Source organism: Pseudomonas sp. Marseille-QA0332 (genome assembly GCF_054950175.1).
In genome coordinates this window covers 4,443,406-4,458,278 of record NZ_CM143106.1, presented here as the reverse complement: position 1 = coordinate 4,458,278, position 14,873 = coordinate 4,443,406, and the positions used below count along the sequence as shown (strand labels likewise).

15 protein-coding genes are annotated in these 14,873 nt (G+C 62.6%); 10 read left to right on the top strand and 5 right to left on the bottom strand.

Going from position 1 to position 14,873, the window contains the following annotated elements:
* Positions 1–8 precede the first annotated feature (8 nt).
* Together ACY8GK_RS20575 and ACY8GK_RS20570 are read right to left on the bottom strand one after the other, a co-directional pair.
* Positions 9–1,226 carry an argininosuccinate synthase gene (locus ACY8GK_RS20575; RefSeq protein WP_196180698.1) on the bottom strand — a complete coding sequence of 406 codons (1,218 nt, stop codon included), beginning with the start codon at positions 1,224–1,226 and terminating at the stop codon, positions 9–11.
* Positions 1,227–1,355: 129 nt separating this feature from the next.
* Positions 1,356–2,333 (bottom strand): flagellar protein MotY, encoded by a 978-nt coding sequence (locus ACY8GK_RS20570; RefSeq protein ID WP_462401919.1) that lies wholly within the window; start codon positions 2,331–2,333, stop codon positions 1,356–1,358.
* A 175-nt stretch (positions 2,334–2,508) separates the two neighbouring features.
* On the opposite strand from ACY8GK_RS20570, the gene pyrC reads away from it, so the two are divergent.
* A complete protein-coding gene (gene pyrC, locus ACY8GK_RS20565) occupies positions 2,509–3,555 on the top strand; it encodes a dihydroorotase (protein WP_196180696.1) in 1,047 nt (348 codons plus the stop codon).
* Positions 3,556–3,611: 56 nt separating this feature from the next.
* On the top strand, positions 3,612–4,223 hold the full coding sequence (gene rnt / locus ACY8GK_RS20560; RefSeq protein WP_230376179.1) for a ribonuclease T: 612 nt from the start codon (positions 3,612–3,614) through the stop codon (positions 4,221–4,223).
* Between the two features lie 60 nt (positions 4,224–4,283).
* On the opposite strand, the gene ACY8GK_RS20555 is transcribed toward rnt, so the two are convergent.
* A complete protein-coding gene (locus ACY8GK_RS20555; RefSeq protein WP_196180694.1) occupies positions 4,284–4,886 on the bottom strand; it encodes a peroxiredoxin in 603 nt (200 codons plus the stop codon).
* A gap of 213 nt (positions 4,887–5,099) precedes the next feature.
* Here ACY8GK_RS20555 and ACY8GK_RS20550 point away from each other — a divergent pair, with 213 nt between their 5' ends.
* Complete coding sequence (locus tag ACY8GK_RS20550) at positions 5,100–5,321, top strand: bacterioferritin-associated ferredoxin (RefSeq protein WP_196180692.1); 222 nt, start codon at positions 5,100–5,102, stop codon at positions 5,319–5,321.
* 196 nt (positions 5,322–5,517) lie between these two features.
* Complete coding sequence (gene bfr, locus ACY8GK_RS20545) at positions 5,518–5,991, top strand: bacterioferritin (RefSeq protein WP_462401918.1); 474 nt, start codon at positions 5,518–5,520, stop codon at positions 5,989–5,991.
* Between the two features lie 83 nt (positions 5,992–6,074).
* Here the strand turns inward: bfr and grxD are convergent, their stop codons facing one another.
* Positions 6,075–6,410, bottom strand: coding sequence for a Grx4 family monothiol glutaredoxin (grxD, locus tag ACY8GK_RS20540; protein WP_196180688.1), 336 nt, complete (start codon positions 6,408–6,410; stop codon positions 6,075–6,077).
* A 308-nt stretch (positions 6,411–6,718) separates the two neighbouring features.
* Here grxD and argF point away from each other — a divergent pair, with 308 nt between their 5' ends.
* Together argF and ACY8GK_RS20530 are read left to right on the top strand one after the other, a co-directional pair.
* Positions 6,719–7,639, top strand: a complete 921-nt coding sequence (argF, locus tag ACY8GK_RS20535) for an ornithine carbamoyltransferase (protein WP_196180686.1) — start codon at positions 6,719–6,721, stop codon at positions 7,637–7,639.
* On the top strand, positions 7,636–8,745 hold the full coding sequence (locus ACY8GK_RS20530) for an ABC transporter ATP-binding protein (protein WP_196180684.1): 1,110 nt from the start codon (positions 7,636–7,638) through the stop codon (positions 8,743–8,745). Before argF ends, ACY8GK_RS20530 begins: the two co-directional genes overlap by 4 nt.
* A gap of 21 nt (positions 8,746–8,766) precedes the next feature.
* Here ACY8GK_RS20530 and ybaK read toward each other — a convergent pair whose 3' ends face one another.
* Positions 8,767–9,237 carry a Cys-tRNA(Pro) deacylase gene (gene ybaK / locus ACY8GK_RS20525; RefSeq protein WP_462401917.1) on the bottom strand — a complete coding sequence of 157 codons (471 nt, stop codon included), beginning with the start codon at positions 9,235–9,237 and terminating at the stop codon, positions 8,767–8,769.
* Between the two features lie 284 nt (positions 9,238–9,521).
* Between ybaK and ACY8GK_RS20520 the strand changes: the two genes are divergently transcribed.
* From ACY8GK_RS20520 to glpD, 4 genes are all read left to right on the top strand, one after another.
* On the top strand, positions 9,522–10,367 hold the full coding sequence (locus ACY8GK_RS20520) for an MIP/aquaporin family protein (protein ID WP_196180680.1): 846 nt from the start codon (positions 9,522–9,524) through the stop codon (positions 10,365–10,367).
* Between the two features lie 55 nt (positions 10,368–10,422).
* Positions 10,423–11,913, top strand: a complete 1,491-nt coding sequence (gene glpK, locus ACY8GK_RS20515; protein ID WP_196180678.1) for a glycerol kinase GlpK — start codon at positions 10,423–10,425, stop codon at positions 11,911–11,913.
* A gap of 175 nt (positions 11,914–12,088) precedes the next feature.
* Positions 12,089–12,844: a DeoR family transcriptional regulator gene (locus ACY8GK_RS20510; protein ID WP_196180676.1), complete on the top strand. Its 756-nt coding sequence runs from the start codon at positions 12,089–12,091 to the stop codon at positions 12,842–12,844.
* Positions 12,845–13,017: 173 nt separating this feature from the next.
* Entirely contained in the window at positions 13,018–14,544 is a 1,527-nt protein-coding gene (gene glpD / locus ACY8GK_RS20505) for a glycerol-3-phosphate dehydrogenase (RefSeq protein ID WP_462401916.1), read from the top strand.
* Positions 14,545–14,873 lie beyond the last annotated feature (329 nt).

Genomic DNA, 14,873 nt, shown 5'->3' with positions numbered 1-14,873 from the left:
TCGTCGAATCAGAGCAGCGAACGGCCTTTGTTGGCGGCGATACGCATGCGCAGCGCATTGAGCTTGATGAAGCCGGCCGCGTCTTCCTGGTTGTAGGCGCCGCCATCTTCCTCGAAGGTCGCGATGTTGGCGTCGAACAGCGAGTCGTCGGACTTGCGGCCCACGACAACGACATTGCCCTTGTACAGCTTCAGGCGCACCACGCCGTTCACGTTGACCTGCGAGGCGTCGATCATCTGCTGCAGCATCAGGCGCTCCGGGCTCCACCAGTAGCCGGTGTAGATCAGGCTGGCGTACTTGGGCATCAGCTCATCCTTGAGGTGAGCGACTTCGCGGTCCAGGGTGATCGATTCGATAGCCCGGTGCGCCTTGAGCATGATGGTCCCGCCGGGAGTTTCGTAGCAGCCACGCGACTTCATGCCGACATAGCGGTTTTCCACGATATCCAGTCGGCCGATGCCGTTTTCGCCGCCGATGCGGTTGAGCGTGGCCAGTACCGTGGCGGGGCTCATATCGACGCCGTCGAGCGCGACGATATCGCCATTGCGGTAGGTCAGCTCCAGGTAGGTTGGCTGGTCGGGGGCCTTCTCCGGAGAGACGCTCCAGCGCCACATGTCTTCCTCGTGCTCGGTCCAGGTATCCTCCAGGACCCCGCCTTCATAGGAAATATGCAGCAGGTTGGCATCCATCGAATAGGGCGATTTCTTCTTGCCATGGCGCTCGATCGGGATGCCATGCTTCTCGGCATAGTCCATCAGCTTCTCGCGCGACAGCAGGTCCCACTCGCGCCATGGCGCGATGACCTTGACGCCCGGCTTGAGCGCGTAGGCGCCCAGCTCGAAGCGAACCTGGTCGTTGCCCTTGCCGGTCGCGCCATGGGAAATGGCATCGGCGCCGGTCTCGTTGGCGATCTCGATCAGGCGCTTGGCGATCAGCGGGCGGGCAATGGAAGTACCGAGCAGGTACTCGCCTTCGTACACCGTGTTGGCACGGAACATCGGGAAGACGAAATCTCGCACGAACTCTTCGCGCAGGTCATCGATGTAGATTTCCTTGACGCCCATGGCCTGCGCCTTGGCGCGAGCGGGCTCGACTTCCTCGCCCTGGCCCAGGTCGGCGGTGAAGGTCACCACTTCGCAGTTGTAGGTGTCTTGCAGCCACTTGAGAATCACCGAAGTATCAAGGCCGCCGGAATACGCCAGTACGACCTTTTTTACGTCCGCCATGCCATCACTCCACGGGGTTGTACGGAAAGGGCCCGATTCTACCGGGCTTGTGGGTGATTTTACAGTAGGGCGACAGCTTGTGATGCCAAAGCGACAAGGTTTTTCCGGCAGGTTTTCGCTACGGCCGTGTCACGGTTCGCCAGGCCGAGGCGACCTGGCAGTGCTGGCGGTCTGCGCTGGTGTCGATGCACCAGCCTGCTGCGCCCGCTCGGCCGGTCCACCTGCAGGTGCCGCGCCTTCCACCGGCCCTTGGACCGCGGCAACCCGATCCAGCTCGAGGCTCACCCGTCGGTTGCGCGCCCGGTTGGCCGAGCTGTCGTTTCGGGCGAGCGGATAGCGCTCACCGTGAAAGCGCACCACGATGTCGGCTTCCGGCACGCCATGGGCCTTGAGGTAGTCGGCCACCGCCAGGGCGCGGCGGCGGGAAAGCTCGCGATTGGTCAAGCGGTTGCCGCTGTTGTCGGAGTGGCCGTCGAGCTCGACCCGGTTAACCGTCGGGTCGGCCTTCATGTAGGCCAATACCACGTCCAGCCGGGCCTTGGCCGACGCATCCAGCTCGGTGCCGCCGCCAGGGAAGCCTACCTGGGTCTGGCGGACCTGGTCGTAGTTCATCGGCAGCAGCTTGCCCGCGCAGGCCTGGTAGTCACCATAGGCCTTGGCGAAGCTTACCGGCAGTACCCGCACCTCCATTGCCTGGCCACCTTCGCCGGCCCGGTTGCGCACCACCGTGCTGCGACCGTCGAGCAAGCCGTTGATCAGGCGGCTGGCTTGCCCCTGGGAGGAGCTGAAGAGCACTCCATCACGGGCCAGGCGCACCGTTCCCAGACTGATGTCGGCCCGCCCGGGCTGCCAAGGCGCGGCAGCCGCCAGCAGAGTGGCCGGACCTGCACCCAGGGCGTTGCCGGCCGAACGCAGGCGAAAGACTGGCCCTTCGCCGGCACGGCGCACGAACTCGCCGCTGCCGAAGCCCTCGATAGGCTGGGTCAACCGACACTCGAACTGATCGCCTTCGACTGTCCAGGCGATGTTTTCCATGCGGGTCTGGAAGGTCAGTGCCGTCGCCGGCAGGCTGGCGAACAGGCTGAGCAGAACTAGATGACGACGCACGAGCGGCTCCACGGGATGATCACGGCTACCTCCGGGCTATCGGCGTATCGGCGCAAAACTTGACCGGTTGCACGGCAAACCTTGCCCTTGCAGGCGCGCAAGGCTGCAAGGCAGTGCTCGCATCGGGGTTTTCCGGTAGCATTGCTGCCTGAGTTCGACCCGCCTGGAATTCCCAATGTCCGATCGCCTGACCCTCCTGCGTCCCGATGACTGGCATATCCACCTGCGCGATGGCGCGGTGTTGCCGCATACCGTCGGTGACGTGGCGCGCACCTTCGCCCGTGCCATCATCATGCCCAACCTGGTACCCCCGGTGCGCAACGCCTGCGAGGCGGGCGCGTACCGCGAGCGCATCCTGGCCGCGCTGCCGGCCGGTAGTCGCTTCGAACCGCTGATGGTGCTGTACCTCACCGACCGCACCAGCCCGGATGACATCCGCGCCGCCAAGGCCAGCGGCTTCGTCCATGCAGCCAAGCTCTATCCGGCCGGCGCGACCACCAATTCCGACTCGGGCGTGAGCAGTATCGACAATATCTTCCCCGTCCTCGAAGCGCTGGCCGAGGCAGGCATGCCCTTGCTGGTGCACGGCGAGGTGACGCGCGCCGAGATCGACGTATTCGATCGCGAAAAACGCTTCATCGACGAGCACCTGCGCCGCGTGGTCGAGCGCTTCCCGACCCTCAAGGTGGTGTTCGAACACATCACCACGGCGGATGCCGCGCAGTTCGTCCGGGAGGCCCCGGCCAACGTCGGCGCCACGATCACCGCGCAGCATCTGCTATACAACCGCAACCACATGCTGGTCGGCGGCATCCGCCCGCATTTCTATTGCCTGCCGATCCTCAAGCGCAATACGCATCAGGTAGCCCTGCTCGAGGCGGCCACCAGCGGCAACAGCAAGTTCTTCCTGGGTACCGATTCGGCTCCGCATGCTCGTCACGCCAAGGAGTCGGCCTGCGGCTGCGCGGGCTGCTACACCGCCTATGCGGCCATCGAGCTGTATGCCGAGGCGTTCGAACAGCGCGGCGCGCTGGACAAGCTCGAAGGCTTCGCGAGCCTGCACGGCCCGGCGTTCTATGGCCTGCCGGCCAACACCGATACGATCACCCTGGTTCGCCAGGAATGGACCGCGCCTGAAAGCCTGCCCTTCGGCGAGCAGACGGTGATACCGCTGCGCGCGGGCGAGAAGCTGCGCTGGCGTCTGCTGGAGGAAAACGCGTGAGCGAAGACCGCTACGAAGAAGACCAGGACGGTCAGGCCGCCGGCCCGCGCCACCCCATGGCAGAACGCTTCCGTGGCTATCTGCCCGTGGTGGTGGATGTCGAGACCGGCGGTTTCAACAGCGCCACCGATGCGCTCCTGGAAATCGCCGCCGTGACCATCGGCATGGACGAAAAAGGTTTCCTGTTCCCCGAACACACCTATTTCCATCGGGTGGAGCCGTTCGAGGGTGCCAACATCGAACAGGCGGCGCTGGAATTCACCGGCATCAAGCTCGATCATCCGCTGCGCATGGCGGTGAGCGAAGAAACCGCCCTGACCGACATCTTCCGTGGCGTGCGCAAGGCACTCAAGGCCAACAGCTGCAAGCGAGCGATCCTGGTCGGGCACAACAGCAGCTTCGACCTGGGTTTCCTGAACGCGGCGGTAGCCCGTACCGACCTCAAGCGCAATCCATTCCACCCCTTCTCCAGCTTCGATACCGCTACGCTGGCCGGCCTCGCCTACGGGCAGACGGTACTGGCCAGGGCGTGCCAAAGCGCCGACATCGATTTCGATGGACGAGAAGCACACTCGGCGCGGTACGACACGGAAAAGACCGCCGAACTGTTCTGTGCCATCGTCAACCGCTGGAAAGACATGGGCGGTTGGCGCCACTTCGACGACTGACGCCAGTGCAAAAAAACCGGCCCATGGGGCCGGTTCTTTCATGCACGGCAATACCGGGATTCACAGCTTGCCGGCATTCTCGCTCAGGTAGGCAGCGACACCTTCCGGCGAAGCGGTCATGCCTTTGTCGCCTTTCTTCCAGTTGGCCGGGCAGACTTCGCCGTGCTCCTCGTGGAACTGCAGGGCGTCGACCAGGCGCAGCAGCTCGTCCATGTTGCGGCCCAGCGGCAGGTCGTTGATGATCTGCGAGCGGACGACGCCGTTCTTGTCGATCAGGAATGCGCCACGGAAGGCCACGCCACCTTCGGACTCGACATCGTAGGCCTTGCAGATTTCGTGGGAGATATCGGCTGCCAGGGTGTACTTGACCTGACCGATGCCGCCTTTCTCGACCGGCGTGTTGCGCCAGGCATTATGGGTGAAATGGGAGTCGATGGAGACACCGATCACTTCCACGCCACGCGCCTGGAATTCCGGCATGCGGTTGTCCAGGGCGATGAGCTCGGACGGGCAGACGAAAGTGAAGTCCAGCGGGTAGAAGAACACCAGGCCGTACTTGCCCTTGATGGCCGAGGCCAGGTTGAAGGTGTCGACGATCTCGCCATTGCCGAGCACGGCAGCGACGGTGAAATCGGGGGCTTGCTTGCCAACGAGCACGCTCATTCGTTATCTCCTGATGATGAACAAAGGGTTCAACCTTGGCCGCTTCGGGCCAAGGTTCGCCCAAAAGGCTGCCCATCATACACGCCTGCTGTCGATAGACCGAGTCTAACCGTCGGTCAGGCCAGCCGGCAGCGACCTGGATGCGCTTTGACAAGCATTCTCATTACCATTACTCTCCAGACCATCAAGCCACAACCGACGATGGTCTGACTTATGTATGTGTGTCTCTGTGTTGGTGTAACCGACGGACAGATCCGCGATGCGATCTATGAAGGATGCTGCAGCTACAAGGAAGTCCGAGCCGCCACGAACGTAGGCACCCAGTGTGGCAAATGCGCCTGCCTGGCCAAGGAGGTGGTGCGCGACACCCTGGCCGAGCTGCACGTCAGCCAGCAGGCCGCACTGCCCTACCCCGTGGAATTCACCACGGCCTGAATCGCCCTTCTCGAAGAACCGGACCTGGCGTCCGGTTTTTTTATGTCCGCAATTCAACGACTTATATATAGACGCGGTTCAAAAACATTCTTACTTCCATTAATTTTCATTGATTATTCAATAACTTAGGTTTGACAGCGAAAGTTGCCCGGCTCACACTCTTGCTCATTGCCACTTCTACAGCAGGAATCCGAACATGAAAGGCGACGTCAGCGTCATCCAGCATCTCAACAAGATCCTCGGGAACGAGCTGGTCGCGATCAATCAGTACTTCCTTCATGCTCGCATGTACGAAGACTGGGGCCTGAACAAGCTCGGCAAGCACGAATACGACGAGTCCATCGACGAGATGAAGCATGCCGACAAGCTGATCAAGCGCATCCTCTTCCTCGAAGGCATCCCGAACGTCCAGGACCTGGGCAAGCTGCTGATCGGCGAACATACGCGGGAAATGCTCGAGTGCGACCTGCGAATCGAACAGAAAGGCCTGCAGGACCTCAAGGCAGCGATCGCCCACTGCGAGACGGTCGGAGACTTTGGCAGCCGCGACCTGCTCGAGGACATCCTGGAATCCGAAGAGGAACACATCGATTGGCTGGAAACCCAGCTGGGGCTGATCGACAAGATCGGTATCGAGAACTACCTGCAGACGCAGATGGGCGAAGAATGATCGGCGTCTGAACGAAGAAGCCTCGCATCAGCGAGGCTTTTCTTTTGCCTTGGCCGCTGCTGCGGCCCAGCGTTGTCGCTCGATCAGGCTTCGGAAGCCTTGGCTTTGGCGGCAGCTTCCTTGATCAAGGTCTGCAGCTCACCTTTCTCAAACATCTCGAGCATGATGTCGCTGCCGCCAACCAGTTCGCCACCGACCCACAGCTGCGGGAAAGTCGGCCAGTTGGCATATTTGGGCAGGTTGGCACGGATCTCCGGGTTCTGCAGGATATCGACGTAGGCGAATTTCTCGCCGCAGCCCATCACCGCTTGCGCCGCACGTGCCGAGAAACCGCACTGCGGCGCATTCGGCGAGCCCTTCATGTAAAGCAGAACGGTATTGTTGGCAATCTGCTCTTTGATTGTTTCGATGATATCCATTGAACACCTCGGCTGAACTATCCGACACAATCGCCGGCACGGTGGACCATTGTATCGGAAAGCCGGGACGCTTGTCTGGCAAGCTGCAGGTGAGCACGAGCGGAGATTCGTGCAAGGCAAGCCTGCTGGTCGCCGGGCCACCGGGGCGCCGCATCAGCACGCACGCCCCTTGGTTTCAGGCGACATTCAATTATAGTATTGCGTCTTTCCCATTTTCGTCGCCGCGTGCGGCATTCGCCGCAGGTCACTGCCGTTGTCAGCCAAACCCCTACGGTGACTTGCATTCGTTGCAGATAAGGTAGTCAATCATGAGCGCTAGGCACTTTCTCTCCCTGATGGATTTCACAGCTGACGAACTGCTCGGCGTGATCCGTCGAGGCATCGAGCTCAAGGACCTGCGTAATCGCGGCGTGTTGTTCGAGCCTCTGAAGAACCGCGTGCTGGGGATGATCTTCGAAAAGTCCTCGACCCGCACCCGACTGTCTTTCGAGGCCGGCATGATCCAGCTCGGCGGCCAGGCGATCTTCCTGTCCCCGCGCGATACCCAGCTGGGGCGCGGCGAGCCGATCGGTGACAGCGCCATCGTCATGTCTCGCATGCTCGATGCGGTCATGATCCGGACCTTCGCCCACGACACGCTCACCCAGTTCGCGGCCAAGTCGCGGGTGCCGGTGATCAACGGCCTGTCCGACGACCTGCACCCGTGCCAGCTGCTGGCCGACATGCAGACTTTTCTCGAGCACCGCGGCGCCATCCAGGGCAAGACGGTGGCCTGGATCGGCGACGGCAACAACATGTGCAACAGCTATGTCGAGGCGGCCATGCAGTTCGATTTCCAGTTGCGCGTGGCCTGTCCGGAGGGCTACGAGCCCGACCCGCGCTTCCTGGCCAAGGCTGGCGAGCGAGTCCAGGTAGTGCGCGACCCGCGCGAAGCGGTAAGCGACGCGCACCTAATCAGCACCGACGTCTGGACTTCCATGGGGCAAGAGGAGGAAACTGCTCGGCGCCTGGCGCATTTCGCGCCTTACCAGGTCAACGCCGCACTGCTCGACCTGGCGGCACCAGACGCCCTGTTCATGCACTGCCTGCCCGCCCACCGTGGCGAGGAGATCAGCCTCGACCTGCTCGACGACCCACGTTCGGTCGCCTGGGACCAGGCCGAGAATCGCCTGCATGCACAGAAGGCCCTTCTCGAATTCCTTGTAGAGCCGGCATACCACCACGCATGAGCCATTCCCTGCTGCTTTCCCTGCGCGACCTCGCCTGTGGCTATGGTGACCAGCGCATCGTCCAGAACCTCAACCTGCACCTCAATGCGGGCGACATCGGTTGCCTGCTCGGGTCTTCGGGCTGCGGCAAGACCACGACCCTGCGTGCCATTGCCGGCTTCGAGCCGGTGCACGAGGGCGAGATACAGCTGGCCGGCGAAGTCATTTCCCGCGCCGGCTTCACTCTCGCTCCGGAAAGACGGCGCATCGGCATGGTCTTCCAGGACTATGCGCTGTTTCCGCACCTGACCGTCGCGCAGAACATCGCCTTCGGCATAGCCAGGCACCCGCGGCAGCGGCAGGTGGTCGAGGAGATGCTCGAGCTGGTGAAACTGGCCGGCCTGGGCGCGCGCTACCCGCATGAGCTTTCCGGTGGTCAGCAGCAGCGCGTGGCCCTGGCCCGCGCACTGGCGCCCGAGCCGCAACTGCTGCTGCTCGACGAGCCGTTCTCCAACCTCGATGTGGAACTGCGTCGGCGCCTGAGCCACGAAGTCCGCGACATCCTCAAGAGTCGTGGCACCAGCGCCATCCTGGTCACCCACGATCAGGAAGAGGCCTTCGCTGTCAGCGATCATGTGGGTGTGTTCAAGGCCGGCCGCCTCGAACAGTGGGATACTCCCTACAACCTCTACCATGAACCGCGCACACCATTCGTCGCCAGCTTCATCGGCCAGGGCTACTTCATTCGTGGCCAGCTGACCAGCCACGAGGCGGTCAACACCGAGCTTGGCGAGCTGCGTGGCAACCGGGCCTACAACATCACCCCTGGTAGCGCCGTCGATGTGCTGCTGCGCCCGGACGACATCGTTCATGCACCGGACAGCCCACTACGTCCGACCATCGTTGGCAAGAGTTTCCTGGGTGCCTCGACCTTGTACCGACTGCAGCTTGCCACCGGCAGCCAGCTGGAGGCGATCTTCCCCAGCCACGTGGACCGCCAGGTCGGCGAGGAAGTGGGCGTGGCGGTCGCTGCCGATCACCTGGTGGTGTTCCCCGCCCAAGGGAGCGTAGCCGCGCAACTGGCAGAGCAGGAAAATGGCGTGCGACGCTACAGCACATCGAACTGAGGCTTCGGCTTTCGCCGCGCCTCATCCGCGTCCGATTTCAGCGAAGCTGCCTTGGGTGAGCGAAGCCAGCAGCGCGGCTGCCAGCTCGACTTCGAGGCCTCGCCTGCCAGCGCTGACGTGAATCGTCGCGAATCGCCTTGCTGATTCATCGATGAAGGTGCGCAAGCGCTTCTTCTGGCCCAGCGGGCTGATGCCTCCTACCAGATAGCCGGTGGAACGCTGCGCCGCCGCCGGGTCGGCCATCTCGCATTTCTTCACCTGCGCGGCCTGGGCCAGGGCCTTGAGGTCCAAGGTGCCGCCAACGGGCACCACCGCCACCAGCAGTTCGCCTTTCTCCGTGCATGCCAGCAAGGTCTTGAATACCTGTTGCGCATCCAGGCCGAGCTTTTGCGCCGCCTCGAGGCCATAGGAAGCAGCCTTCGGATCATGTTCGTAACTGTGCACGCGATGTTCGGCACGGGCTTTCTTCAATACCGCCAAGGCAGGGGTCATGGTTACTCCAGGCGATTAAGCATCGGCGGCTACTGTAGGACAAATCCCAGAAGCCGACTAGATCGCTTCCTACGCGGGCGAATCGCCAACTCGCCTTGCAGTCGAAAAGTGGCTGAGCGTTCACTTTCGACCTTTGACATCGGCATTTCTTGTCTATATTTTTTCGTTTCTGAAGAATCCTGCCCGTTCCGGGTGCATTCCTTGGTGTTCGCCCCGCTTCGGTGCGGGCCGGGCCCTGCGGTCGAACGCGCGAGTACACAACAACAAGAGCGAGGTCTTCCTACATGACGACTGCCCAACCCAAGCTTCAAGCCCAATGCATCGCCGAGTTCCTCGGTACTGCACTACTCATCTTCTTCGGCACCGGCTGCGTCGCCGCGATGAAAGTCGCGGGAGCGAGCTTTGGCCTTTGGGAGATCAGCCTCATCTGGGGGATCGGCGTGAGCATGGCGATCTACCTCACCGCCGGGATTTCCGGCGCGCACCTGAATCCGGCGGTCAGCATCGCCCTGTGCCTGTTCGGCGGGTTCGAAAAGCGCAAGGTACCGTTCTACATCGTCGCCCAGGTTGCCGGAGCCTTCTGTTCGGCAGCGCTGGTGTACACCTTGTACGGCAGCCTGTTCTTCGATTTCGAACAGGCCCATGGCATGTTGCGCGGCAGCCCGGAGAGCCTCGAGCTGGCTTCGGTATTCTCCACCTATCCCCATGCGGCGCTGTCCACTTCGCAGGCATTCCTGGTCGAAGTGGTGATCACGGCCGTGCTGATGGCGGTGATCATGGCCTTGACCGATGATGGCAACGGCTTGCCGCGCGGAGCCATGGCGCCCCTGCTCATCGGCTTGTTGATCGCGGTGATCGGCAGCGCCATGGGGCCGCTGACCGGCTTCGCCATGAACCCGGCACGCGATTTCGGTCCCAAGCTGATGACCTTCTTCGCGGGCTGGGGCGAGGTGAGCCTCACCGGCGGACGGGACGTGCCCTACTTCCTCGTGCCAATATTCGCGCCGATCCTCGGCGCCTGCCTGGGTGCCGCCCTGTACCGGGGCGCAATCGCGCGCAATCTACCGGCGGTCGCGACCCGGCAGGCCCAGGCAGGCGACAATGCCCAGGCCGACACCCAAGCTTCCTGAGCCAGGCTGCCAGCCAATGCCCAGCCTGCCTCCCTCTTTCTGCAAGGCCAACGACATGACAGACCTCCACGACAAGCACTACATCATTGCCCTGGACCAAGGCACGACCAGTTCACGGGCAATCATTTTCGATCGTGACGCCAATGTGGTCGGCACTTCCCAGCGCGAGTTCGCCCAGCACTACCCACAGCCGGGATGGGTCGAGCACGACCCGATGGAAATCTTCGCCACCCAGAGCGCGACCATGGTCGAAGCACTGGCCCAGGCCGGCATCAGCCACGCCCAGGTCGCGGCCCTCGGCATCACCAACCAGCGCGAGACCACCGTGGTATGGGACCGGGAAACCGGCCGGCCGATCTACAACGCCATCGTCTGGCAGTGCCGTCGCAGCACCGAAATCTGCGAGCAGCTCAAGCGCGATGGTCACGAAGCCTATATCCGCCAGACCACCGGCCTGGTCACCGACCCCTATTTCTCCGGCACCAAGCTCAAGTGGATCCTGGACAACGTCGAAGGCGCACGCGAGCGCGCCGAGCGTGGCGAACTGCTGTTCGGCACCGTCGATACCTGGCTGATCTGGAAATTCTCCGGTGGCAAGGTACATGTCACCGACTACACCAACGCCTCGCGCACCCTGATGTTCAACATCCATACCCTGACCTGGGACGACAGGATGCTGGAGCTGCTCGGCATCCCCTCGAGCATGCTGCCTCAAGTGCGCAGCTCGTCGGAGATCTATGGCCATACCAAGAGCGGCATCGCCATTGCCGGTATCGCCGGCGACCAGCAATCGGCGCTGTTCGGGCAGATGTGCGTCGGGGCCGGACAGGCCAAGAACACCTACGGCACGGGCTGCTTCCTGCTGATGAACACCGGCGACAAGCCGGTGACCTCGTCCCACGGCCTGCTCACGACCATCGCCTGCGGCCCCAGGGGTGAAGTCGCCTATGCGCTCGAAGGCGCGGTATTCAACGGCGGCTCGACCGTGCAATGGCTGCGTGACGAACTGAAGATCGTCAACGACGCCCTCGACACCGAGTATTTCGCCGGCAAGGTCAAAGACAGCAACGGCGTCTACCTGGTACCAGCGTTCACCGGACTGGGCGCCCCGTACTGGGACCCCTATGCCCGCGGCGCCCTGTTCGGCCTGACCCGCGGTGTCAAGGTCGACCACATCATCCGCGCCGCGCTGGAGTCGATCGCCTACCAGACCCGCGACGTTCTGGATGCCATGCAGCAGGACTGCGGTCATCGGCTCAGCGAACTGCGCGTGGACGGCGGCGCGGTGGCCAACAACTTCCTCATGCAGTTCCAGGCCGACATCCTCGGCACCTGCGTGGAACGCCCGCAGATGCGTGAAACCACGGCGCTGGGTGCCGCCTACCTGGCCGGCCTGGCCTGCGGCTTCTGGAGCGGCCTGGACGAGCTGCGCGACAAGGCGGTCATCGAGCGCGAGTTCGCCCCAACGCTCGAGGAAGCCGAGAAAGAGCGCCTTTATGCCGGCTGGAAGAAAGCCATCGAGCGCACTCGCGACTGGGCGGAGTGAAGGAGCCGCAAGCCGCAAGCCGCAAGTCAAGGCAGACCGAGTCTGCCCTTGCCTTCGACTCCATCTCCAAGCCCGGCGCCGAAGTGAGTTCGACACGATCGGCTTGTAGCTTGTAGCTTGCAGCTTGCAGCTTGTTGTAGCTTGTGCGTTTTCCAGGATGGCCTGAAGGACGCTCATGAACCTGCCCCCCCGACAGCAACAGATTCTCGAACTGGTCCGCGAGCGCGGCTATGTCAGCATCGAGGAAATGGCGCAGCTGTTCGTCGTTACCCCGCAAACCATTCGCCGGGACATCAACCTGCTCGCCGAAGCTGGCCTGTTGCGCCGCTATCATGGCGGCGCTGCCTATGACTCGAGCATCGAGAACACCGCCTACGCGATGCGCGCCGACCAGATGCGCGACGAAAAACAGAGGATCGCCGAAGCGGTGGCCAGGCAGATCCCCGACCACGCCTCGCTGTTCATCAACATCGGCACGACCACCGAATTCATCGCCCGCGCATTGCTCAACCATGATCACCTGAAAGTCATCACCAACAACCTGCACGTCGCCTCCATCCTCGGGGCCAGGGAAGACTTCGAAGTGCTGGTGGCCGGGGGCACGGTGCGCCGGGATGGCGGCGTCGTGGGCCAGGCGAGCGTGGATTTCATCAATCAGTTCAAGGTGGACTTCGCCGTGGTCGGCATCAGCGGTATCGACGAAGATGGCAGCCTGCTGGATTTCGACTATCAGGAAGTCAGGGTTTCGCAAGCGATCATCGCCAATGCCAGGCAGGTGATCCTGGCCGCCGACTCAAGCAAGTTCGGGCGCAATGCCATGGTCCGGCTGGGTTCGATCAGCCTGGTGGACTGCCTGGTCACTGACCACGCCCCCGCGCAACCGCTGGTGGATCTGCTTGAACAATACAAGATCCGCCTGGAAATCGTCTGACAGTGCGCGGCACCCCAGTCGCATGCAGGATGTTCGTTAATGTTCGATACGGATGCGGGTGATCGGTTTTTTCTATGACAACCCGCTGGTGATTGCCGTTTTGTTGCGCTATTATTTTCGAAAACGAACATAACTGTTCGCATTCGATGAGAACGCTCCCCAGGAGGCCGCCCGTGTCCCGATCCGTTTCCGCTCAGCCAGCCCTCGACGACTGCTATGATCTTGCCGTGATCGGTGGAGGAATCAACGGCGCTGGCATCGCAGCCGACGCAGCGGGGCGCGGCCTTAAGGTGTTTCTTTGCGAAAAGGACGACCTGGCCAGCCATACCTCGTCGGCCAGCAGCAAGCTGATCCACGGTGGCTTGCGCTACCTCGAGCATTATGAATTCCGGCTGGTGCGCGAAGCGCTCGCCGAGCGGGAGGTGCTGCTGGCCAAGGCGCCTCATATCGTCAAGCCGATGCGTTTCGTCCTGCCCCATCGCCCGCACCTGCGCCCGACCTGGATGATCCGTGCCGGCCTGTTCCTCTACGATCACCTGGGCAAGCGCAAGCGCCTGGGTGCGTCGCGCAGCCTGCGTTTCGGCCAGGAAGATCCGCTCAAGCCGGCCATCACGCGTGGTTTCGAATATGCCGACTGCGCCGTGGACGATGCGCGCCTGGTCGTGCTCAATGCCATGGCGGCGCGTGAACGCGGCGCCCAGGTGCGTACCCGTACCCGCTGCCTGCGGGCCGAGCGTGTGGATGGACTGTGGCAGGTGTTGCTGCAAAACGCCGATGGCAGCCAGCAGAGCATCCGCGCCCGGGCTCTGGTCAATGCCGCAGGCCCTTGGGTCTCGAGCTTCATCAAGGACGATCTCAAGCTCGATGCGCCGTACGGCATTCGTCTGATCCAGGGCAGCCACCTGATCGTGCCGCGCCTGTACGAGGGCGAGCATGCCTATATCCTGCAGAACGAAGACCAGCGCATCGTCTTCGCCATTCCCTACCTGGAGCGTTTTACCCTGATCGGCACCACCGACCGCGAGTACGCCGGCGACCCGGCCAAGGTCGAGATCACCGAGATGGAAATCGACTACATCCTCAAGGTGGTCAACGGCCACTTCAAGCAGCAGCTCAGCCGCGCCGACATCCTGCACACCTATTCGGGCGTGCGACCGCTGTGCAATGACGAATCGGACAACCCCTCGGCCGTTACCCGCGACTACACGCTCGCGCTGTCCGCAAGCAGCGGCCAGGCGCCGCTGCTATCGGTATTCGGCGGCAAGCTGACGACCTATCGCAAGCTGGCGGAGTCTGCCATGGCCGAGCTCAGGCCCTTCTTCCCGCAGATGCGAGGCAGCTGGACCGCAGGCGCGCCGCTGCCAGGTGGCGAGGACATGCACACCCCGCAGGACCTGGCCGCCGCGCTGCAGGCCAGCCACCGCTGGTTGCCCGCCGAGGTGGCGCGGCGCTGGGCAGTGACCTATGGCAGCCGTGCATGGCGCCTGGTCGAGGGTGCCAAGGGCATCGAGGACCTGGGTCGCCAGCTCGCACCGGGCCTGTTCACCCGTGAAGTGGATTACCTGCGTGACGAGGAGTGGGCAACGCAAGCCAGCGACATTCTCTGGCGCCGAACCAAGCTTGGCCTGTTCACCAGCACCGAGGAGCGCTGCTCGCTCGAACAGTACCTGCACCAGCACAAGGCGCACCAGGCTGCCTGAGCCAGATGAGCCCCCCTTTGGTGCTTCAGGCGCACTCAAGGGCCGGCAGCGACGTGCCTCCCTTGAATCATGGAGCTTGCGTCGCCGCCCTGCCAGGCCTGACGATTCGGTTTTCCGAACGAGGCATCCAGCCTTGTTCGGAAGCACGGACGACATACAGGTTCCACCCCCCTTCAAAAAGCATTAATTCCCTGTTTTTACAGGCCGTTGCGAACTTGCGCGTGGCTTGGCATGAGTCATGCTCTACACTCGTTACCCGATGCACCGCCGCTTCGCGCGGTGTTCGTTGAACGAAGAGTCCGCCAACGGCTCCATAAGAAAAACAACGT

Bases quoted from the DNA above. Each gene is read 5' to 3' on its own strand.
- ACY8GK_RS20575 (WP_196180698.1), bottom strand. From the start codon at position 1,226: ATGGCGGACGTAAAAAAGGTCGTACTGGCGTATTCCGGCGGCCTTGAT.
- pyrC (WP_196180696.1), top strand. From the start codon at position 2,509: ATGTCCGATCGCCTGACCCTCCTGCGTCCCGATGACTGGCATATCCAC.
- rnt (WP_230376179.1), top strand. From the start codon at position 3,612: ATGGCAGAACGCTTCCGTGGCTATCTGCCCGTGGTGGTGGATGTCGAG.
- ACY8GK_RS20555 (WP_196180694.1), bottom strand. From the start codon at position 4,886: ATGAGCGTGCTCGTTGGCAAGCAAGCCCCCGATTTCACCGTCGCTGCC.
- ACY8GK_RS20550 (WP_196180692.1), top strand. From the start codon at position 5,100: ATGTATGTGTGTCTCTGTGTTGGTGTAACCGACGGACAGATCCGCGAT.
- bfr (WP_462401918.1), top strand. From the start codon at position 5,518: ATGAAAGGCGACGTCAGCGTCATCCAGCATCTCAACAAGATCCTCGGG.
- grxD (WP_196180688.1), bottom strand. From the start codon at position 6,410: ATGGATATCATCGAAACAATCAAAGAGCAGATTGCCAACAATACCGTT.
- argF (WP_196180686.1), top strand. From the start codon at position 6,719: ATGAGCGCTAGGCACTTTCTCTCCCTGATGGATTTCACAGCTGACGAA.
- ACY8GK_RS20530 (WP_196180684.1), top strand. From the start codon at position 7,636: ATGAGCCATTCCCTGCTGCTTTCCCTGCGCGACCTCGCCTGTGGCTAT.
- ybaK (WP_462401917.1), bottom strand. From the start codon at position 9,237: ATGACCCCTGCCTTGGCGGTATTGAAGAAAGCCCGTGCCGAACATCGC.
- ACY8GK_RS20520 (WP_196180680.1), top strand. From the start codon at position 9,522: ATGACGACTGCCCAACCCAAGCTTCAAGCCCAATGCATCGCCGAGTTC.
- glpK (WP_196180678.1), top strand. From the start codon at position 10,423: ATGACAGACCTCCACGACAAGCACTACATCATTGCCCTGGACCAAGGC.
- ACY8GK_RS20510 (WP_196180676.1), top strand. From the start codon at position 12,089: ATGAACCTGCCCCCCCGACAGCAACAGATTCTCGAACTGGTCCGCGAG.